Genomic DNA, 19,387 nt, shown 5'->3' with positions numbered 1-19,387 from the left:
CAGTCTGTCGTTATCGGTCGACGCCACGCTCCCGTTGAACACATCGTTCCCGTACCGCGCGTTGCCCGGCCACGCGACCCGCAGCCCGCGCCGCCGGATCAGCCCCCCGTGATCCAGACGGTCGTCTCGCCCGGCACGGTGTCGCCGTCGACCGGCGCGCTCGACAGCACGACGCGCTGTCCCGGACGCAGAGACAGAGCGAACGGCTGCGCACCGAACACGGTCACGACCTCCCACCCGTTCGGGCGGCGGAAGCGCAGCACGTCGTCGCGGCCGGTCTCGACCCATTCGAGGCTCTCCGGGGCGAGCAGTTCGTGCCGCAGCGCCAGCGCACGACGGTAGAGCGCGAGGGTGGATGCCGGGTCGCCCTCCTCCGCCTCCACCGACGCGTCCGCGAACCACGACGGCTGCGGCAGGTGCGCGCCCCCCGAACCGAAACCGAACGAGGAGCCCTCGCGGGTCCACGGCAGCGGCACGCGGCATCCGTCACGTCCGTACTGCTCTTGCTGGGTGCGGAAGAAGGTCGGGTCCTGCCGCTGGTCGGCGGGAATCTCCGCCACCTCGTGCAGGCCGAGCTCCTCGCCCTGGTAGAGGTACGCCGACCCCGGCAGCCCGAGCAGGAACAGCGACGCCGCACGCGCGCGGCGAAGGCCACCGGCGCGATCGATGACGGCCTCGTCGGCGCCAGCCTCGAGCCAGCCGCCGCCGTGCCGATTGGGCACCGCGCCCTCGACCTCCTCCACCCGCGGCAGCGCGTAGCGGGTCGCATGCCGGAACACGTCGTGGTTCGACAGCACCCAGGTGCTCGATGAGCCCGAGCGGGCCGCGAGGGCGATGTTGTCGGACACGATCTGGCGGAACTCGCCGGCGTCGAACGACGCGCGCAGCAGGTCGAAGTTGAACGACTGGCCCAGACTCTCCGGGCTCGCGTACTTCGGCACGCGGTCGGACGCGACCCAGGCCTCGGCCACCGCCGTGCGCGGCGGGTCGTACGAGTCGAACACGCGGCGCCACTCGGCGTAGATCTCGTGCACGTCATCGCGGTCGAGTAGCGGATGCGAGCCGTCGACGGGCAGCGCGGCAAGCTCCGCCGCAGACGGCAGGGGCTCGCTCAGGTCTTTCGTGAGCATGTGGGCGACGTCGATGCGGAACCCGTCGACGCCACGGTCCGACCAGAACCGCAGCGTCGTGAGGAAGTCCTCACGTACCTCGGGATTGTTCCAGTCGAGGTCGGGCTGCTCGATCGCGAAGCTGTGCAGGTACCACTGCCCGTCGGCGACCCGCTCCCACGTCGATCCGCCGAACGCGGCGGTCCAGTCCGTGGGCGGTTCGGATCCGTCGGGTCCGGCGCCCTCGCGGAAGATGTAGCGCCCCCGCGCGGCCGATCCGCGACCGGCGGCGAGCGCCTCCTGGAACCATGCGTGCCGGTCGGAGGTGTGATTGGGCACGATGTCGACGACGATGCGGATGCCGCGCTCGTGCAACGCCGCGACGAGCTCGTCGAAATCGGCGAGCGTCCCCAGCCGCGGGTCCACGTCGCGGTAGTCGGCCACGTCGTACCCGCCGTCGGCGAGCTCGGACGGGTAGAAGGGGCTCAGCCACACGGCATCCACCCCGAGTTCGGCGAGGTAGTCGACCCGCGACAGGATGCCGCGGAGGTCGCCGATGCCGTCGCCGTCGGCGTCGGCGAAACTGCGGGGATAGACCTGGTAGACGACGGCTTGACGCCACCAGTCGCGATCCTCCGGGCGGGAGAGCTCGAGGCGGTCGGAGGCGGAGAGCACGGCGGACATGCGGGACCTTTCGGAGTCGGGGTCAGGTTCGGGGGTGAGGCCGGGCTGCGGCGCGGGCGTCAGCCCTTGACGGCGCCTTGCGTGACGCCCTCCATCACCCAGCGCTGGGTGAACAGGTAGGCGAGGATCGCGGGCGCCATCGCCATGAGGTACGAGGCGAACGACACGTTGTAGTTGTTGCTGAACTGCGTCTGGAAGAGGTTCTGGCGCACGGGCAGCGTCTGCAGGGCGGGGTCGGAGATGATCAGCGACGGCATCATGAAGTCGTTCCAGGCGTAGAGGAAGGCGAAGATGCCGACGGTCGCGCTCATGGGCGCGAGCAGCGGGAAGATGAGCTTCCAGAACGTCTGCCACGTCGTCGCCCCGTCGATGCGCGCGCTCTCTTCCAGCTCGAGCGGAATCGATCGCAGGAACGCGGTGAACAGCAGCACGCTGAAGCTCAGCTGGAACATCGTGGCGAGGATGATGACCCCGAACGGGTTGTCCAGGCCGACGCGGCCGGTCAGCTGGATCTGCGGCAGCGCGACGACCGGGAACGGGATGAACATCGCCGCCAGCAGATAGAAGAAGGAGTAGCGGAACAGCCGGCGGTCCCAGTTGCGCACGATCGCGTAGGACGCGAACGCGGCCAGCAGGATCGTGGCGATGACGGTGCCTGCGGTCACGAACAGGGAGATGCCCGCCCCGACCGGGAACTTCGTGAGGTTCCACGCCTCGACGAAGCCGTCGAAGCTGAACGGCGCCGGCAACGAGAACGCGTTGCCGTCGACGGCTTGAGCGGTGGTCTTCAGCGACATCGAGATGGTGACGTACAGCGGCAGCAGCACGGTGACGGCGCAGAGGATCAGGATGATCGTCGTCGACCAGCTGACGCGTTCGCCGCGGGTGGTGGGACTCTTGCGACGGCGGTCGTCCGCGGGCGCGAAGGCCGCGGCATCCTCGACGACGAGGGCGGGTTGCGTGGACATCAGAAGGCGTTCCTTCCGCGAGTCAGGGAGAGCTGGAGCAGGGAGATGAGGATGGCGACGACGAAGAAGATGGTCGCGTTGGCCATCTGGTAGGCGTAGTCGCCGCCGTTGAAGCCCGCGATGATCGTCATCGCGACGCTGCGGGTGGCCGTTCCGGGGCCGCCGTTGGTGAGGCCGACGATGATGTCGTAGGCGTTCAGGAAGCCCTTGAAGCCGAGGATGATGTTGATCACGACGTATCCCGCGACCAGGGGCAGGGTGATGCGCACGAGCTGCTGACCCTTGGAGGCGCCGTCGAGCGCCGCGGCCTCGTACACGTCACCCGGCACGGCGAGCAGCCCCGCGATGTAGATGAGAAGCGTGCCGGGAATGGCCTGCCAGGCCGTGACGAGCACGATCGCCACCCACGCGAGGTCGGGGTTGGCGAGCAGGCTCGTCGACAGCGCCGGGATGCCGAGCGACTCCCCCAGCGCCGGAAGCGAGTTCGAGAACAGGAAGTTGAAGACGTAGGCGATGATGATGCCCGAGATGACCATCGGGATCACGAAGACGGTCCGAAGGGCGGTCTTCATCCGGATGCGGGCGGTGAGGCCGACCGCGAGCAGGAACGCCACCACATTGACGACGAGCACGGTCGCGATGGAGAACCCGATGGTGAAGAGGTAGCTCTGCAGAATCGCCGGGTCGCTGAACATCGCGATGTAGTTGGTCAGTCCTGTGAAGTGCCACTCGCCGATGCCGATCGAATCGGTGAAGCTGAAGAAGATCCCCACGACGCCCGGCACCGTGATCGCCAGCGTGAACAGCACGAGACTCGGCAGCAGGAACAGGTAGTAGATCGGCTCGACACGGCGGTGGCTGCGGCGCGCCGTGCGGTCACCGGCGGTGACGATCGTGGACGTGGTCATTGCCCGGACTCCTCTGTCTCGGTCGTGGGGGCGGGGGCGCGGAAGGCGAGGCGCGCCCAGTCGGCATCCATCGTGCGGAGGGTGCCCTGGGGGCTCGCGCCGAGCACGACGGCCTGCACGTAGTTGAAGACGGGGATCGTCTTGGGCACCAACACCGACGGCCCCTGATAGACCTTGCCCGCCGTGTAGAAGGGGATCATGCCCGCGATGCGCGGGTCGTCGGGTGCCGGCGCATCCTTCGTGGGAGTGAAGCCGAGCTGCGACGTGTTGTAGGCCTCGATGGTCTGGGGACGGTAGAGGTACTCGAGGAAGTCGCGCGCGGCATCCTTGTGCCGTGAGCCTTCGGGGATCATCGCGGCGAGGTCCATGTTGACGCGTACGCGGCGATCGGACGGGTCGTCGGTCATCGGCAGCGGGAACGTGCCGAGGTGCATGTCGGGCGAGGTCTTCGCGATCTCGCTGAACGCCCACGGACCCTGCAGGTACATCGCCGCCTCGCCCTTCGCGAAGGCGAGGTTGCCGTCGCCGTAGCCGCGGCTGGGCGCGTCGGTGTTGACGAACTGCGACGTGAGCTGGGTCATCTTCTCCACGGGCGAGGAGAAGTCCTTCTCGAACGAGGTCGCCGAGTCGGGCCCTACGTCGGCGCCTTCTGCCGCAAGCCGGTTGAAGAAGTCGACGACGTCGACGGCGCCGCCCACCGCGTAGTCGTACCAGCCCTGGCCGACCGTCCAGTCGTCTTTGAAGGTCGCGTAGAACGGGGTGATGCCGGCCGCCTTCAGCTTCGCGCAGGCGGCGAGCAGCTCGTCCCACGTCGTGGGGACGTCGACCCCGGCCTTCGCGAACAGGTCTTTGTTGTAGATGACGGATGCCGCCATCACCGAGTACGGCAGCGCACTGATGCGACCGGGGCACGAGCCGTACTGATCCATCAGGCCGCGGAGGTCATCGCGGGTCGTGGAAGCGGCCGTGGTGCCGGTGAGGTCGCTGAGTGCACAGCGCTGGACGAAGCGCGCGGTCTCGTAGTTGTAGTTGGCGAGCATGATGTCGGGCGGGTTGCCGCGGACGAAACTCGCCGAGACGACGTCGACGCCGGAGGTGTCCATCTCGACGCGCACGCGGTCCTGCGACGCGTTGTACGCGTCGACCACGCCGTTCATGAAGTCGAGGGCCTCGCGCTTGCTGAAGGTGAAGCGGATCGTCTCGCGGCCGTCGCTGCTGCAGCCGGAGAGCAGGCTCCCCGCCAGCACGAGAGCGAATCCGGCGGCCACCGCCCGGAGCGCTCGTGAGGTTCTCACAGACACCTTCGTCCTTCCGTCCGACGGCATCGTGGCCGCCTTTCCAGATTCGACTTTGATTAGATTTAGTGGTCGAATCAACTGTTCGGCAATACTCTGACAGAACACCTGCGGAAAGGTCAAGAGTGAGTCAGACGGTCCTCGACACGGGCACCGGTCGCGCCAGCGTCGACGGAGTGCTCGACTTCGCGTGGGATGCCGGCACCTTCACCGCCACCGAGGCGATGCGCGCAGCATCGCTCACTCGTTCCACCGCGATCGAGGCCATCGACACGCTCATCGCTGCCGGGGTGCTGCAGGAGCTTGCCAACGCGCGAGATGCCGGCGAATACCGCGCAGGCCGGCCCGCGCGGCGCTTCCGCTTGCGCGACGACGCCGGCGTCCTCGCGGCGCTCGACGCCGGCGACACGCACTTGACCGCGGCCGTGTCCGACCTTTCCGGCGAGGTGCTGCTGCGGCGCCAGATCGCGCTCTCGCCCGCCCAGAGCGTCGACGAGCGTCGCGACACGATCGTCGCGCACCTGCGTGCGACGCTCGCCGAGGCCGGCGTGGCCCGCGACGACGTGCTCTCCCTGTGTGTGGGAGTGGCCGCCCCCGTCACGCTGCAGGGGCAGTCACCGCCGCACCCGGAGGGATTCTGGGAGCGCACGAACCCGGGTCTGATCGATGCGCTGGGCGACGAAGCCGACGTCGTCGAAGTGAAGAACGACGCGCAGCTGGCGGCGGCAGCCGAAGGCACCGCGGGCGAGGCCGTGGGATGCCGCGACTACGTCGCGCTGCTGGCCGGCGAGCGCCTCGGGGCCGGCGTCGTGGTCGACGGTCACCTGCTGCACGGCGCTCACGGCGGTGTCGGCGAGATGTTCGCCTTCGACTTCATCCGCGATGTGGATTCCGCGTTCGGTCTCGGACCGACTCTCGAACGCCTCGCGCGCGAAGCCATCGCCAAGGCGGAGACCGAAACGACCGAGCGCCGCGGACTCGCTGCCATGGACCCCGCGCAGGTGCGCGGCCGCGACGTGCTGGAGCTCGCCGCCGGCGGCGATCCTCTGGCGATCGAGATCACCGATGCGATCGGCCGCGTGCTCGCGCGCATCGTGGGCGTGCTCGGCAACATGTTCGACCCCGAGCGTGTCATCGTCTGCGGAGCCATCGCCGACGGCATCCAGCCGGTGCTCGACGCCGCCCAGCGCACGCTCGCCGCCCAGATCCACCTGCCCGCGCCGACGCTGCTGCGCTCGCACCTGGGCGGCGACGTGGTGATCCGGGGAGCGCTCGCCCGAGCCCGCGACAGCGCACGCTCGACCGCCCTGCCCCGCCGCGTCGCCCGCGCCACTCGCGCCGACTGACCACCGCCACGCCGGGACGTCTCATACCCGGCAGGCGCATAATGTCGGGCGTGCACCTGAGTATCCCGAGCCCCGACCTCAGCTGGTCCAGCTTTCACATCGGCCCGCTGACGATCCACGTCTACGCGCTGTGCATCATCGCGGGAATCATCGCCGCCGTCATCATCGCCGAACGACGGCTGCGGGCGCGCGGAGTGCCGGCGGGAACCGTGATCGATGTCGCGCTGTGGACGGTGCCGCTGGGCATCGTCGCGGCGCGGATCTACCACGTGCTCACGCACATGGGCGACTACTTCGCGCCCGGCGACAACCCGTGGACGGTCGTCGCCATCTGGGACGGCGGCAACGCGATCTACGGCTCGATGATCGGCGGCGCGATCGGCATCTACATCGCCACGCGGCGCGCCGGCATCCGCTTCTTCGCCTTCGCCGACGCGCTCGCGCCGGCCCTGCTGGTCGCGCAGGCCATCGGACGACTCGGCAACTACTTCAATCAGGAACTGTTCGGGCTGCCGACGACCCTCCCGTGGGGCCTGGAGATCTCCCCCGACGCGCCGATGTTCCCCGCCGGCGTCGCGCCGGGCACGCTGTTCCATCCGCTGTTCCTCTACGAGATGATCTGGAACCTCGTCGGTGCCGCGCTGATCATCGTCCTCGAGCGCAGAGTGCGTCTCGGCTGGGGCCGCAGCATCGCGTCGTACTTCATCTGGTACGGGCTGGGCCGCAGCTGGCTGGAGGCGATCCGCATCGATCCCACGAGCGATGCGCCCCTCGGCATCCCGGCGAACATCTGGGCCTCGTTCGCCGTCGTGCTGCTGGGCGTCGCGATCTTCGTCGTGCAGACGGTGCGCCATCGTGGCGAGCCCGACACGTCGCCGTTCACCGCCGCGGAGCAGCAACGACAGGATGCCGAGAAGCTCGCCGTGACCCGCGAGGACGCACCGCAGCCGTCGTGACGAGCGCCGCCCCGCAGCGGGGGTGACGTGGACGCATCCCGCGGGAGCTCAGCTCGGTGCGTCCGGGCCGAACGCTGCTGCGCCCGGACCGTGGAGGTGCCCCGTCGCGGGATCGACCCAGTTGCCGGAGCCTGTCATGCGGTGCCAACGCTTGTGGAACGCGAGGTCGGTGTCAAGAGACCCGTCAATCTATCCGTGTACAACTCCGGAGTTTTGGCGACGGCGAGCCCCGAAGGGGCGCTGAACCGGCAGACAGCCCGAGATTTCCGGAGTTATGAACGCACGGCCGGAGTAACTCCACCCGAGAGGGCCGGCGCCAGCACCGATGCCGCCGTCGTCACGCCCGCGGGGTCTTGATCATCGCCCCCGCGACGAGGAACACGATGGCAGCAGCGGGCTGCACCAGCGACCAGACCAGGCCGTCGAACCCGAAGGGGAACACCGGGTTCCAGATCACCGCGATCACGGCGAACACGACCGCCCACACCCACTGACGCGCCTGCGCGGCGAACCAGCCCACGATCAGCGCCAGGATCGCGACGACGTAGAGCACGACGATCCCCCACCCGGCCGTCAGCAGCACGGGCGCGAGGAAGAGCACGGCGGCCGCCAGCAGGGCCGGGGCGAGGGCGTTGCGCTGGAAGGTCGGCTCGCTCCGCTTCGTTCCGCTCATGCCGGCACTCCCGTCGTCGCGGGCAGGGCCGGATCGATCATGGTCATACCGGCGAGTGTGGCGCGGTCGAACGTGGGCAGAAGTGCGGCCGCGTCGGCGAGCGAGATCGTACGCTCGATGAGCTCCTGCGGGCGCAGACGTCCCTCCGCGATGAGCGCGAGCATGGCGGGATAGTCGACCGCGGCCATGCCGTGGCTGCCGAGCACATCGAGTTCCCACGCGATGACGCGTGCCATCGGCATCCCCGACAAACCGCTCGCAGACGGCAGCAGCCCCACTTGCACATGGCGTCCGCGGCGACGCAGGCTCAGCACCGCATCCGCCGAGGTCTGCTCGGCGCCCACCGCGTCGATCGACACGTGTGCGCCTCCCCCGGTGATCCGGCGCACGGCGTCGGGCACCTCCGCCCCGTCGGCGACGACGACGGCATCGGCGCCGAGCGCGGATGCCGCGTCCAGCGCGGCCCGGTTGCGATCGACGGCCACCACGTGCGCACCGAGCGCGCGGGCGATCATGACGACGCTGAGTCCCACACCGCCGGCGCCGACGACCACGACCCACTCGCCCGGCTGCACGCGCGCACGTCCGGTGAGTGCGCGGAAAGCGGTGGCGAAGCGACACCCGAGGGAGGCGGCGGCGGCGAAGGAGACGTCGTCGGGAATGCGCACGAGGTTGGTGTCGGCGGCGTGCAGCGCGACGCGCTCGGCGAACGAGCCCCAGTGCGTGAAACCGGGCTGCTGCTGGTCGGGGCACACCTGCGCGTCGCCCGCGCGGCACCACTCGCAGGTGCCGCACCCGCAGACGAACGGCACGGTCACCCGGTCGCCGACGGCGAACCGCTCGACGCCCGCACCGGTCTCGACGATCACACCGGCCAGCTCATGGCCCGGAACGTGCGGCACCGCGATGTCGTCGTGGCCCACCCACGCGTGCCAATCGCTGCGGCACAGGCCGGTCGCCCGCACCTCCACGACCACGCCGCCGACAGGCGCGACCGGGTCGTCGACCTCGCGCACCTCCACCGGTTCGCCCACGGCATCCATCACCACTGCACGCATCCGCACCCTTTCGTCCTCTTCACGCTAGCCGGTGACGCGGCCCGTCCATTCCTGACCGTTTGGCACCAATCGTCCCCGTTTCCCCAGATCCGCGCGGGGAAGGAGCATACTTCAGAGACTGGAGATCATTCTCACGTCGTCGACGGCTACCCTGTCCTCCCCCATTCAGACAGGTGCCGCCATGGCCACGTCCCGCTCGTTCCCTCCATTTCTCACGGCCCTCACCGGCCTCGCTCTCGCCGCCTCGCTGGCGATGGTCGCCAGTTCGTCCGCGTCGGCGGCGACGGTGATCGACGGCCCGGTGGACCTCGGCACCGCCGCGACCTACGGTGTCCTCGGCGCCAGCGCCGTCACGAACACCGGACCCACCGTCGTGAACGGAGATCTCGGAATCTCCCCGGGCACCTCGATCACGGGCTTCGGAGCCGCGCCGGACGGCGTCGTCAACGGCACGGTCCATCAGACCGACGCTGCGGCCGATCAGGCACAGAGCGACGCCACGACCGCCTACGACGTCGCCGCCTCACTGAGCCCCACCCAGACGGGCATGACGGAGCTCAACGGACTGTCGCTCACGCCGGGTGTCTACTCCGGCGGCACCCTCGGCCTGGCCGATACGGGTGAGTTGACTCTCGCCGGCGGCGCGAACTCCGTGTGGGTCTTTCAGGCCGCCTCGACGTTGACGATCGGCTCGGACACGCGCATCACCATCACCGGTGGCGCCAGCTCGTGCAACGTGTTCTGGCAGGTCGGCAGTTCGGCGACGATCGGTACCGGTGCGCAGTTCCAGGGCACCGTGCTCGCTGCCCAATCGGTCACCGCCACCCGGGGCGCGGTCGTCGTCGGACGACTCCTCGCACGTAACGGCGCCGTGACGCTCGACACGAACACGATCACCGCGCCGAGCGGCTGCGCGACTCCCGGAACGCCGTCGGAGACCACCGCTCCGGTGATCACCTCGGCCGGGCCGACCGGCGCAACCGTCGGGACGCCCTACTCCTACACCGTCACCGCCACCGGCAACCCGGCCCCCACGTTCACGGCATCCGGCCTGCCTGCCGGGCTGAGCCTGGACGGCGCGACGGGCGTCATCTCGGGCACCCCCACGACACCGGGCACATCGACGGTGACGATCACGGCATCCAACGGCACCTCGCCGGACGACACGACCGTCGTTCAGGTCACCGTCGCCCCGTCGGTGACCGCGCCTTCGGCGAGCCCCCTCTCCCCTCCGGCGGGTGGTGACGTCGGCGGCGACCAGCCTTCCGCGGAGCTGGCGGCGACGGGCGGCGACTCCACCGTGCCGCTCGCTGCGGCAGGCCTCCTTCTCGTGGGCGGCGTCGCCCTGACCACGATCGCTCATCGGCGTCGGTCACGACGTGCCTGAGTTTCCCCCAGCCCGCTGAACATCGAAGGAACCCCATGAAGACCGTCATCGTCCTCCTCACCATCTGGCTCATCCTCAGCATCGTCGGCTTCGCCATCGAGGGGCTGTTCTGGCTCGGGATCATCGGCATCGTGCTCTTCCTCGCCACCGCGGCCTTCGGCGCTGTCCGCCGCTCCGCCGGCAAGGCCAAACGACGCGCCTGATCCACCGGCGGCATCCGCCCGCCCACCGGGTGTCGCCGGCACGCCCCGCGGGCCGCCCCGTCAGACCGTCGCGGCGGTCCCGTCCGGCTACGTAACCGGAGCGGCCGCGAGAGGCGCGGCCGGCGCGGCGGCGTCCGCATACGCACGCGACTGCCGCACGAACAGCATGAGCCACGCGAACAGCAGGCCGGCGATGATGAACTCCGACCCGGTGAGGTTGTAGTAGTCGACCGGCACCCACAGAGCGACCGCGACCACGATGCCCGCCACGACGAGCACCGAGAAGACCGCGATGTCGCGGCCGATTCCGGGGACGAGCGTCAGCAGGCATCCGACGAGCACGCCGAAGACGACGACCATTCCGGATGCCGCGCCCACGTGCACCGGAAAGGCGACGGCGTCCGGCACGAAGCCGGCGACCATCAAGCACAGACCGATCACGGCCAGCAGCCAGGCGAACAGGCGGGCACGGCGCTGTGCGGTGTCGACGTGCGCACGCAAACCTACCTCGAGGTCGTGGGCGACGAAGTTGGCGAGCGCGGTGATGACGGCGCCGGTCGTGATGAGGGAGAGGTTGAACTGGTAGCCGGCGTACCCCGACTCGTTGCCCAGTTCGGAGAAGTGGAACCGCCACCAATCGCCCTGCGACGCGCTCACCATACTCGCGAGCGTGCCGATGAACAGCACGAGGGTGGCGAGCGAGGCCACGCCCGTGGAGGTGACCCGTGCCCCCGAGACCGATGCGACGTAGGTCATCGTGCCGACGGCGGCGGCGACCAGCGCCGCGGCACCGAACGGGTCGATCGTGAGGCCGCGGAAGCCCAGCTGGAAGAGTTCGGCGACGGCGACGACGACGAGGGCCGCCAGCATCATCATCGCCGCCGACAGGGCGATCAGATCGGTCACACGTTTGGCGCGCGGCAGGCTGTTGCGCCAGGCGAGATATCCGCGGCGCCGTTCGAGCGCGAACGAGACGGCGAAGGCCGGACCGGCCGCGATCGCCGCGAGCAGTGCCGCAAGGCTGCCGACGGACTCTCCGCCGCCGAGCGGCATCCGCGCCCCGCCCATGACGAGCACGGTGGTGGCGGCGGCGACGAGCGCGGATCCCAGCGCCCACCTCGTCGCCCGGGCCTCGACCGTCGGTGAGAAGCGCGGCGTCTCGGATGCCGCGTGATGCGTCCAGCGCGCGGGGGACGGCCGCCATCTACTCACAGATCGAGCTTACTTTCGGCCGCCTCCTGACCGATCGACGTCGGTCAGGAGCAGCGGGCCCGCTACCGCCGCCGCAACGACGCCGCCTCGCCGCCACCCTTCACTGGTTGGGCTCGCGTGTGATCATGTCTCATGCCGTCTTTCCCGGAGAGGAGCCTTCCCGCCGCGCCAGAGCGTGAACCGGATATCGATGACGACTTCAGCGCCGGGCTGAGCCCAGAACGATGGGTGGCGAGCTACCTACCGCAGTGGACGACCCCAGAGCGGGCGCGCGCGCATTACGGAATCGTCGCTGCCGGGATCGAGCTGCGGATCGACTCTGATCAGCTGGACTGGCGCCTTGAAGATGCACCTCTTCGCGTCTCCAATCTGCAGACGGGTGTGTATTCCGGGCCGGTCGGCTCACGGCTCGGAACACATCGTCACCGCGTCGATCTCGACGTCCGCACCGAGACACCGCAATGCCTCCTGTTTGCGCCGTCACGCGGGCGGGTGGACATCACCGTCTCCGCGAGCCGCGCCACCAACTGCATGCTCGCGGCATGGCTGGTGGGAACCGAGCACCGATCTCCGACAGAGTCCGGGGAGATCTGCATCTTCGAGATCGACGCCGACGGCATCGGCGAGGTCACCGTGGCCCGCACCGGCATCAAAGCGCACCACGACCCGGAGCTGACCACCGACATGGGCGAAGTCGTCATCCCCTTGGACGCATCCTCTCCCCACACCTGGACGGTGATCTGGGGTCAGGGCGAGACGGTCATCGGATGCGAAGGTCGCTCACTCCGTCGGATCACGCAGGCTCCCGACTATCCGATGTTCCTCATGATCGACCTCTTCGAGATCGGACCTCGCGGCGGCAGCTACCCCAAGTCCGCCACTATCCACCATGTCCGCGCCTGGCAATGACAAGTGACACGACGCGGCTCTGCAACACGCCGTCGTCGTCTTACTCGGTGTTGGCGGCCTCTCTCTGGGCGACGAGGTGGGCGCGGAGGCTCGCTCGCGCGCGGTGGTAGCGACTGCGGGTAGTGCCTTCTTTCAAACCCATGATTCGACTGGCGTCAGCGAGGGTGAAGCCTTCCCAGTGCACGAGCCCGATGATGTCGCGGTCGATCTGGTCCAGGCCTAGCAGCGCCTGACGGAGGTCGAGGTGGTCATCCGTGGTAAAGCCGGGGTGGTCGGTGACGGTGAGCATGCTGCGGAGCCGATCGGCGAGGGCGTGCTTCCTGCCGAGGGTGCGGTAGTGGTGGTGGAGCATCTTGCGGGCGATGCCGAACATCCAGGGCCGGACGTCTTCGTCGCGGGCGGGTAGCGCTCCGGCTTTTCTCCAGAGCACGGTGAGCACCTCGGAGAGTAGGTCAGCGGCGTCTTCGACGGGATCGACTCGTCGGGTGAGGTAGGCGAGGATGTCGGCGGCGTTGTCGTTGACCGCGGCGATGACGCGGTCCCGGTCGCGAGTCATGATGCCGGCGCGCAGGTCATGCCCCACGCGTCCACTGCTCGAGCGCCGGAAGGAGCGTTCTCACCCAGCCAGCCGATGCCGGGGAAGGTCTGTTCCGCGAACGCCTGAACGACCGGAGCAAGAGCGCCAGAGACCCGTTCTTCCCCGTCCGGGTCGTCGGTGCCGGTACCGAGCGGGGCTGCGTTGTAGAGGTCCTGTCCGAGGCCACCCCAGTCGTGGGCGGTGATCGCAGCGTCGAGTGTTGCGGCGTCGCCGGTGGTGGGGTGACGTAGTTCGATCCAGACCCGGCATTGCTCCGTGTGTCCGGTGGGGGTGGTCCAGGTGACAGGGATGGGTTGGGTGTTGCGAATGTTCTGGGCCGGCATGCTCACTCCGGCCCAGTGCGACATCGCGACTACCGCAGTGCTGGCCCCGGCGGTCAACGCGAGCCCTCCCGCCACGACAGCGGGCAGCACCCAGGGTGCGCGCGGCGCCCGGCCTCTCCGCAACCGGGGTGGCATGGTGTCCCGGGCGACGTGTCCAGCCTCGGCTTCGACCGCCGACGGCAGGCGGTCAGCCATCCGGTTCAGTCGGATGTCCAGTTCGTCGTCGGTCATCAGTGCCTCCAGCCTCTCACCAGAGACATGCCCGGAACGGGCCCAAACGTTGCAGACCCGTTCCGGAATCTTTCCGCGGAACGTGAAGGTCTCCTCGATCACTCATACCAAGCTCCTTCGCGCGGCAGTCATCCGTCTTCAGCAAACGTGGGGCCTGGCCGCAGACGGAATCGTCTCGAAGTACCGAGACGTCCGAGCGTGGATCAGCTGGCCGGAGCAATGCGGCCGTCAGTCGCGGACAACGCGGTAGCGCAGCGCCTGAATCCCGCGCGCCCAGCGGTGCGTCGACACCAGCTCAAGCGCCGTGGGGCCTACTCCGGGCGGGTAGAACGGGGTGCCACCGCCGAGCAGGATCGGATACACGACGCTGCGGTACTCGTCGACGAGCCCCGCCGCGGCGAGGGTCGCCGCCAGGGTCGCACCGCCGACGGCGATGTCGCCCGCCGCGTCGTCGTCGCGCATTCGCGCGACCTCGTCGATCACGCTTCCGCGCAGCAACCTGGTGTTCTGCCCGGGCGCGGCATCCAGCGTCGACGAGACGACGATCTTCGGCAGCGCTTTCCATACCTCGGCGAACTCGCGCTCAAGCGGCTCGAAGGTGGGCTCGACGTCGGGATCCTCCCAGTACCGCATCGTCTCGTAGAGGCGCCGGCCCAGGAAGTGGGCGCTGAGACCACGCACCTCCTCGAGGGCGGCACGGAAGATGTGCTCGTCGGGCGCACCCCAGTCGAAGCGCCCCTCGGCATCCGTGATGTAGCCATCCAGGGAATGCGACATCGAGAGGATGATCCGACCCACGTTCCGCTCCTTCTCGTCGGTGCTGTGCGCTCGACGCTACCCCCGCGGGCAGCGGGGCGACAGCGGGTCGCTCGGCGTCAGCGGGATGCCGAGGTCAGCACGCCCCCGTTCGATGCCCGCGGCACGAGGCGCTCCAGCTGGGTCACGTGGCGCGGCTCGAGCTCGGCGAGGGTCGAGACGCCCAGGAGCTTCATCGTGCGCTCGATCTCGGTGCGGAGGATCTCGATCGTGCGGTCGACGCCCTGGCGTCCGCCGGCCATCAGGCCGTACAGGTAGGCGCGGCCGATCAGCGTGAACTTCGCCCCCATCGCCACGGCCGCGACGACGTCGGCGCCGTTCATGATGCCGGTGTCGATCATGACCGTGGCGTCCTTGCCGACCTCGCGCACGACCTCGGGCAGCAGGTGGAACGGGATGGGAGCGCGGTCGAGCTGCCGACCGCCGTGGTTGGAGAGGATGATGCCGTCGACGCCGCGATCGATCAATCGCTTGGAGTCCTCGACGTTCTGCACGCCCTTGACGACGATCTTGCCGGGCCAGAGGCTGCGGATGACGTCGAGGTCGTCGTAGCTGATGGTCGGATCCATCGCCGCGTTCAGCAGTTCGCCGACCGTGCCGCCCGTGGTCGACAGCGACGCGAACTCGAGCTTGGGTGTCGTCAGGAAGTCGATCCACCACCAGGGCCGCGGGATGGCGTTGATGATGGTGCCGACGGTCAGCTGCGGAGGGATCGAGAAGCCGTTGCGCTTATCGCGCAGGCGCGCGCCGGCGACCGGGGTGTCGACGGTGAACTGCAGGGTGTCGAAGCCCGCCGCCGCCGCGCGCTTCACGAGTCCGTACGAGATCTCGCGCTCACGCATGACGTACAGCTGGAACCAGTTGCGCCCGTGCGGGTTCGCCGCCTTCACGTCTTCGATCGAGGTCGTACCGAGCGTCGAGAGGGTGAACGGGATGCCGGCGGCACCGGCCGCTCCGGCGCCGGCCGTCTCTCCCTCGGTCTGCATGAGCCGCGTGAAACCGGTCGGCGCGATGCCGAAGGGCAGCGCCGAGGGGCCGCCGAGGATCTCGGTCGACATGTCGACCTCTGCGGCCGGACGCAGGATGTCGGGATGGAACTCGATGTCCTGGAAGGCCTGGCGGGCGCGGGCGAGCGAAAGCTCCCCCTCCGCCGCACCATCGGTGTAGTCGAACGCCGCCTTCGGCGTGCGCCGCTTGGCGATGACGCGGAGGTCGGCGATCGTGAGCGCGGCATCCAATCGCCTCTTGCGGGCATCGAGTTCGGGCTTCTTGAACTGCATGAGCTCCAGGAGCTCGCCGGGCTTGGGCAGCTGACGCTTCACGGGTGACATGGCGGGCCTTTCGAGAGGGGTGGGAGGAGGTTGTGGGAGTCGCCGGCCGGTTACGGCAGCATCCACGAGAGGACGGAGGACTGCAACCCGACGAGCAGGCACATGGCGGCGAGCATGCCGAGGCTCCACCAGATGACGCGCCGGAGGATCGTCGACTCCTGACCGACCAGGCCCACGGCGGTCGCAGCGATCGCGAGGTTCTGCGGGCTGATCATCTTGCCGATGACCCCGCCGGAGGTGTTGGCAGCGACCAGCAGCGCCGGATCGAGGCCGGCTTTGAGCGCCGCGCTCTGCTGCAGCGTGGCGAACAGGGCGTTGGCGCTGGTGTCGGAGCCGGTGACCGCGGTGCCGAACCAGCCGAGGATCGGTGAGAGGAAGGCGAAGAGGGCCCCGGTGCCGGCGATGAAGGCGCCGATCGTCAGCGTCTGCCCCGACATGTTCATCAGGTAGGCGAGGGCGAGCACCGCGCCGACGGTCAGGAGCGAGAAGCGGAGCTTGACAAGCGTCTGCCACCACGTGCGGGCGGCGTCCTGCAGCGGGAGGCGGTAGACAAGAGCCACGATCACCCCGCAGATCACGAGCAGGCTGCCGGCCGACGACAGCCACGGCAGCGTGTACACCGTCGCCCCGGACGCGGCGCCGGACGAGGTGAGGATGTGGCCGTTGAGACCGGGCCACGGGATCTTCACGTCGGTCGCTCCGAGGGCGGCCTTCAGGTCGGGCACGAGCTTCGCGAGGGAGAACACCACGATGACGAGCAGGTACGGGAACGTGGCGAGCAGCACCGTCGCAGCGCTGAGCGGCGCGTCGGAGACGGGGACGGGGCCGGTCGCGGTGCGGGTCGCGGCGGATGCCGAGGCAGACGCCGCTGATGAGCCGCCGACACCGGCGCGCGCTGCCCCGCGGCGGGTGCGGATGCTGCCGGTGGCCGCCTTCTCGCTGGCCAGGAGGTCCACCGCGGCGTTGGTCAGCAGTCGTTCGCGAGCGGCGGCGGTGCCGCGGGGCTTCCAGAAGCGCAGGAGGATGACGGCGGCGAGGATGCCGGCGAGCGAGGCAACGATGTCGGTGAGCTCGACCGAGATCCAGGTGGCGCTGACCCACTGTGCGATCGCGAACACGACGCCGAAGACGACCGTCGCCGGCCAGGTCTCACGGATGCCCCGCCAGCCGTCGGCCAGCAGCACGATGATCAGAGGGACGAACATCGCGATGAGCGGCGTCTGGTGGCCGACGATCGCGCCGATGTGACGGTAGTCGATGCCGGTCAAGGCTCCGGCAGTGACGATCGGCGTCCCCACGGCGCCGAAGGCGACCGGCGCGGTGTTGGCGAGCAGCACGATCACGGCGGCGCGCATCGGCGAGAATCCAGCGGCCATCAGCATCACGCCCGTGATCGCGACCGGTGCGCCGAAGCCGGCGAGCGCCTCGAGCAGCCCTCCGAACCCGAAGGCGATGATGACGGCCTGGATGCGCGGGTCGTCCGAGAGCGCGTTGATCACGCGGCGAAGGTCTTCGAAACGTCCGCTGCGCACGGTCAGCTCGTAGAGCCAGATCGCGTTCAAGACGATCCACATGATCGGGAAGAGCCCGAAGACGAAGCCCTGTGTGGACGCGAGCAGGGCGAGGTCGACCGGCATCCGGAACCCGAGCACCGCGACGAGGAGGGCGACGGCGAGCCCGGTCAGTCCGGCCCAGTGCGCCTTCCACCGCAGCACGCCGAGTGCGATGAAGACCGTGAGGAACGGGAGGCTGGCCACCAGTGCCGATAGCGCGAGGCTGCCACCCACCGGAGCGAGTTCGGGTGTATACATCTCAGTCTCATTTCGTACGTCGTTGTGCGAGAGTGCGAGGTTCGAGTGCCGACCATTTAGAGGTCTGACCGCTAGCGCAATGTATTCGACTGACCGCTAGGCTGTCAACACATCTGAGAAAGGTGGCGCGGATCCGATGGAGGAGCACGCACACGACACCCTCTGGCAACCGGTCAAGAAGGCACGCGCCCACGAGCTCGTCATCGAGGCCATCGAAGACCGGATTCTCTCTGGAGCCCTTCAGGTCGGCGACGCGTTGCCGCCGGAGCGGGAGCTCGCCACCAGCCTGGAAGTCAGCCGGGCCGGCGTACGAGAAGCCGTTCGCGTGCTCGAGGCCCAGGGCGTGCTGCGTTCACAGCCCGGGGCGGGCGCCGCGGCGGGGACATTCGTGGCGGCGCTGCCCCGCGATGCACTCACCCGCTTCCTGCGTCTGCATGTCGCACTGTCGAACTTCACGATTCAGGACGTGACCGACGCGCGTGTGGTGCTCGAGCGCGCCAGCGCGGCATCCGCTGCGCGCCACCTCGACGACACAGCGCGATCGCAGTTGGTCGACGCGCTCGACCGCATGGATCAGCCGCATTCCTCGCGCGACTCGTTCAATGAGGCCGACACGCAGTTTCACCTCGCGATCGCCGAAGCCTCGGGCAGCGCGTTGTCCGCGGCGCTGACCGCCGCGATCCGCAGTGCGATGAAGGTGCCGATCCTGCGCGCCGCCGAACGCACCGAGGAGTGGCCCGAAGAATCGGATCGCCTCCGGCGGGAACACCGCGCGATCTTCGCGGCCATCGACGGCGGAGATCCCGATCGCGCGGCCGACCTCGCCGAAGCGCACATCCGGCGCGCGGCATCCGTGCTGTTCGGGCTGCCCGGCGCTGCGCCCCGCTGACCCACGCCGCATCGGCGCTGCCCACGCGTCTCGGCCCGGTCCTCGCTAGCGTGTGGGGAGGTCGGGCGATCGAGACGCCGACACGAGCAGTCGCGGACGTCGACCGAAGCCGGTGACGAACCCCGCCGGTAACGTGGAGGGAATGCCGCACCCTCCCCTCGTCACACTGCGCGCTCGCACCGCCGCCGATGTCGACGCCCTGTACCGCGTCGCCGCCGACCTGGATACGTGGGAGGAGCGCACGCCGTCGCGCCCGTCGCCGCTGACGAGGTCGGCTTTCGAGAAGCGGCTCACCGATGCCACGAACGGCTCGAGTACGCGCAGCATCGAGTTTGTGATCGACGTCGACGGCGCCGCAGTCGGCAGCGTGAGCCTGTTCGGCTTCGACGACCTCGCCCACCACGCCGAGATCGGCATCGCCGTGCTCGCCGAACATCGCGGGCGCGGCATCGGGTCCGCGGCCCTCGCCCAGATGGTGGAGTTCGCGTTCGTGCGCTGCAACCTGCGCCGGGTGCACCTGCAGGCGATCAGCTCGAACACGGGCGCGATCCGCGTCTACGAGAAGGCGGGTTTCGTCAGGGAAGGCCGCTTGCGCGAGCATGCGTGGGTGCGCGGCGCCTACGAGGACATGGTGGTTCTCGGGCTGTTGCGCGCGGAGTGGGAGCGCAAGGACGGCTGAC

At 69.1% G+C, this 19,387-nt stretch carries 19 protein-coding genes; 7 read left to right on the top strand and 12 right to left on the bottom strand.

Annotation, left to right across the window (positions count from 1 at the left end; all coding sequences use genetic code 11):
- Positions 1-98 precede the first annotated feature (98 nt).
- From ACT53O_RS05005 to ACT53O_RS04990, 4 genes are read right to left on the bottom strand one after another with little or no spacing between them, the layout of a single operon-like run.
- Positions 99-1,793, bottom strand: coding sequence for a glycoside hydrolase family 13 protein (locus ACT53O_RS05005; protein ID WP_476151502.1), 1,695 nt, complete (start codon positions 1,791-1,793; stop codon positions 99-101).
- 59 nt (positions 1,794-1,852) lie between these two features.
- Positions 1,853-2,761 carry a carbohydrate ABC transporter permease gene (locus ACT53O_RS05000; RefSeq protein WP_112932112.1) on the bottom strand — a complete coding sequence of 303 codons (909 nt, stop codon included), beginning with the start codon at positions 2,759-2,761 and terminating at the stop codon, positions 1,853-1,855.
- Positions 2,761-3,669, bottom strand: a complete 909-nt coding sequence (locus ACT53O_RS04995) for a carbohydrate ABC transporter permease (protein ID WP_036319569.1) — start codon at positions 3,667-3,669, stop codon at positions 2,761-2,763. Before ACT53O_RS04995 ends, ACT53O_RS05000 begins: the two co-directional genes overlap by 1 nt.
- The gene (locus ACT53O_RS04990) at positions 3,666-4,970 is read right to left on the bottom strand and encodes an ABC transporter substrate-binding protein (RefSeq protein WP_476151501.1); all 1,305 of its coding nucleotides are present in this window, start codon (positions 4,968-4,970) and stop codon (positions 3,666-3,668) included. The genes ACT53O_RS04995 and ACT53O_RS04990 overlap by 4 nt, the downstream gene beginning before the upstream one ends.
- A 119-nt stretch (positions 4,971-5,089) precedes the next feature.
- Between ACT53O_RS04990 and ACT53O_RS04985 the strand changes: the two genes are divergently transcribed.
- Together ACT53O_RS04985 and lgt are read left to right on the top strand one after the other, a co-directional pair.
- Entirely contained in the window at positions 5,090-6,310 is a 1,221-nt protein-coding gene (locus ACT53O_RS04985; RefSeq protein WP_476151500.1) for an ROK family protein, read from the top strand.
- Between the two features lie 41 nt (positions 6,311-6,351).
- Complete coding sequence (gene lgt, locus ACT53O_RS04980; RefSeq protein WP_476151499.1) at positions 6,352-7,266, top strand: prolipoprotein diacylglyceryl transferase; 915 nt, start codon at positions 6,352-6,354, stop codon at positions 7,264-7,266.
- Between the two features lie 337 nt (positions 7,267-7,603).
- On the opposite strand, the gene ACT53O_RS04975 is transcribed toward lgt, so the two are convergent.
- Together ACT53O_RS04975 and ACT53O_RS04970 are read right to left on the bottom strand one after the other, a co-directional pair.
- Positions 7,604-7,939 carry a DUF6804 family protein gene (locus tag ACT53O_RS04975; RefSeq protein ID WP_039415054.1) on the bottom strand — a complete coding sequence of 112 codons (336 nt, stop codon included), beginning with the start codon at positions 7,937-7,939 and terminating at the stop codon, positions 7,604-7,606.
- Positions 7,936-8,997 carry a zinc-binding dehydrogenase gene (locus ACT53O_RS04970; protein ID WP_476151498.1) on the bottom strand — a complete coding sequence of 354 codons (1,062 nt, stop codon included), beginning with the start codon at positions 8,995-8,997 and terminating at the stop codon, positions 7,936-7,938. Before ACT53O_RS04970 ends, ACT53O_RS04975 begins: the two co-directional genes overlap by 4 nt.
- A gap of 181 nt (positions 8,998-9,178) precedes the next feature.
- Here ACT53O_RS04970 and ACT53O_RS04965 point away from each other — a divergent pair, with 181 nt between their 5' ends.
- Together ACT53O_RS04965 and ACT53O_RS04960 are read left to right on the top strand one after the other, a co-directional pair.
- Positions 9,179-10,384: an ice-binding family protein gene (locus ACT53O_RS04965; RefSeq protein WP_135949920.1), complete on the top strand. Its 1,206-nt coding sequence runs from the start codon at positions 9,179-9,181 to the stop codon at positions 10,382-10,384.
- 35 nt (positions 10,385-10,419) lie between these two features.
- Positions 10,420-10,587 (top strand): hypothetical protein, encoded by a 168-nt coding sequence (locus tag ACT53O_RS04960; RefSeq protein ID WP_167487235.1) that lies wholly within the window; start codon positions 10,420-10,422, stop codon positions 10,585-10,587.
- Between the two features lie 87 nt (positions 10,588-10,674).
- Here the strand turns inward: ACT53O_RS04960 and ACT53O_RS04955 are convergent, their stop codons facing one another.
- Complete coding sequence (locus ACT53O_RS04955; RefSeq protein ID WP_135949919.1) at positions 10,675-11,799, bottom strand: DUF998 domain-containing protein; 1,125 nt, start codon at positions 11,797-11,799, stop codon at positions 10,675-10,677.
- Between the two features lie 132 nt (positions 11,800-11,931).
- On the opposite strand from ACT53O_RS04955, the gene ACT53O_RS04950 reads away from it, so the two are divergent.
- Complete coding sequence (locus ACT53O_RS04950; RefSeq protein WP_135949918.1) at positions 11,932-12,708, top strand: LamG domain-containing protein; 777 nt, start codon at positions 11,932-11,934, stop codon at positions 12,706-12,708.
- Positions 12,709-12,748: 40 nt separating this feature from the next.
- Here the strand turns inward: ACT53O_RS04950 and ACT53O_RS04945 are convergent, their stop codons facing one another.
- From ACT53O_RS04945 to ACT53O_RS04925, 5 genes are all read right to left on the bottom strand, one after another.
- A complete protein-coding gene (locus ACT53O_RS04945) occupies positions 12,749-13,291 on the bottom strand; it encodes an RNA polymerase sigma factor (protein ID WP_135949917.1) in 543 nt (180 codons plus the stop codon).
- Entirely contained in the window at positions 13,261-13,962 is a 702-nt protein-coding gene (locus tag ACT53O_RS04940) for a hypothetical protein (protein ID WP_476151497.1), read from the bottom strand. The genes ACT53O_RS04945 and ACT53O_RS04940 overlap by 31 nt, the downstream gene beginning before the upstream one ends.
- Before the next feature lie 126 nt (positions 13,963-14,088).
- Complete coding sequence (locus ACT53O_RS04935; RefSeq protein ID WP_476151496.1) at positions 14,089-14,658, bottom strand: dihydrofolate reductase family protein; 570 nt, start codon at positions 14,656-14,658, stop codon at positions 14,089-14,091.
- Between the two features lie 77 nt (positions 14,659-14,735).
- The gene (locus tag ACT53O_RS04930; RefSeq protein WP_476151495.1) at positions 14,736-16,007 is read right to left on the bottom strand and encodes an alpha-hydroxy acid oxidase; all 1,272 of its coding nucleotides are present in this window, start codon (positions 16,005-16,007) and stop codon (positions 14,736-14,738) included.
- Between the two features lie 50 nt (positions 16,008-16,057).
- Positions 16,058-17,818, bottom strand: a complete 1,761-nt coding sequence (locus tag ACT53O_RS04925; protein WP_036319558.1) for an L-lactate permease — start codon at positions 17,816-17,818, stop codon at positions 16,058-16,060.
- Between the two features lie 136 nt (positions 17,819-17,954).
- Between ACT53O_RS04925 and ACT53O_RS04920 the strand changes: the two genes are divergently transcribed.
- Both ACT53O_RS04920 and ACT53O_RS04915 read left to right on the top strand, forming a co-directional pair.
- Complete coding sequence (locus ACT53O_RS04920; protein ID WP_476151494.1) at positions 17,955-18,707, top strand: FadR/GntR family transcriptional regulator; 753 nt, start codon at positions 17,955-17,957, stop codon at positions 18,705-18,707.
- Positions 18,708-18,849: 142 nt separating this feature from the next.
- On the top strand, positions 18,850-19,386 hold the full coding sequence (locus tag ACT53O_RS04915) for a GNAT family N-acetyltransferase (RefSeq protein ID WP_112932128.1): 537 nt from the start codon (positions 18,850-18,852) through the stop codon (positions 19,384-19,386).
- Position 19,387 lies beyond the last annotated feature (1 nt).

The organism is Microbacterium sp. DMC48 (genome assembly GCF_056313825.1).
Note: the sequence above shows the minus strand (reverse complement) of the source record. Positions and strands in the feature narration are given on the sequence as shown.

Coding starts and splice junctions, on each gene's coding strand:
- ACT53O_RS05005 (WP_476151502.1), bottom strand. CDS start 1,793: ATGTCCGCCGTGCTCTCCGCCTCCGACCGCCTCGAGCTCTCCCGCCCG.
- ACT53O_RS05000 (WP_112932112.1), bottom strand. CDS start 2,761: ATGTCCACGCAACCCGCCCTCGTCGTCGAGGATGCCGCGGCCTTCGCG.
- ACT53O_RS04995 (WP_036319569.1), bottom strand. CDS start 3,669: ATGACCACGTCCACGATCGTCACCGCCGGTGACCGCACGGCGCGCCGC.
- lgt (WP_476151499.1), top strand. CDS start 6,352: ATGTCGGGCGTGCACCTGAGTATCCCGAGCCCCGACCTCAGCTGGTCC.
- ACT53O_RS04975 (WP_039415054.1), bottom strand. CDS start 7,939: ATGAGCGGAACGAAGCGGAGCGAGCCGACCTTCCAGCGCAACGCCCTC.
- ACT53O_RS04970 (WP_476151498.1), bottom strand. CDS start 8,997: ATGCGTGCAGTGGTGATGGATGCCGTGGGCGAACCGGTGGAGGTGCGC.
- ACT53O_RS04965 (WP_135949920.1), top strand. CDS start 9,179: ATGGCCACGTCCCGCTCGTTCCCTCCATTTCTCACGGCCCTCACCGGC.
- ACT53O_RS04960 (WP_167487235.1), top strand. CDS start 10,420: ATGAAGACCGTCATCGTCCTCCTCACCATCTGGCTCATCCTCAGCATC.
- ACT53O_RS04950 (WP_135949918.1), top strand. CDS start 11,932: ATGCCGTCTTTCCCGGAGAGGAGCCTTCCCGCCGCGCCAGAGCGTGAA.
- ACT53O_RS04930 (WP_476151495.1), bottom strand. CDS start 16,007: ATGTCACCCGTGAAGCGTCAGCTGCCCAAGCCCGGCGAGCTCCTGGAG.
- ACT53O_RS04925 (WP_036319558.1), bottom strand. CDS start 17,818: ATGTATACACCCGAACTCGCTCCGGTGGGTGGCAGCCTCGCGCTATCG.
- ACT53O_RS04920 (WP_476151494.1), top strand. CDS start 17,955: ATGGAGGAGCACGCACACGACACCCTCTGGCAACCGGTCAAGAAGGCA.
- ACT53O_RS04915 (WP_112932128.1), top strand. CDS start 18,850: ATGCCGCACCCTCCCCTCGTCACACTGCGCGCTCGCACCGCCGCCGAT.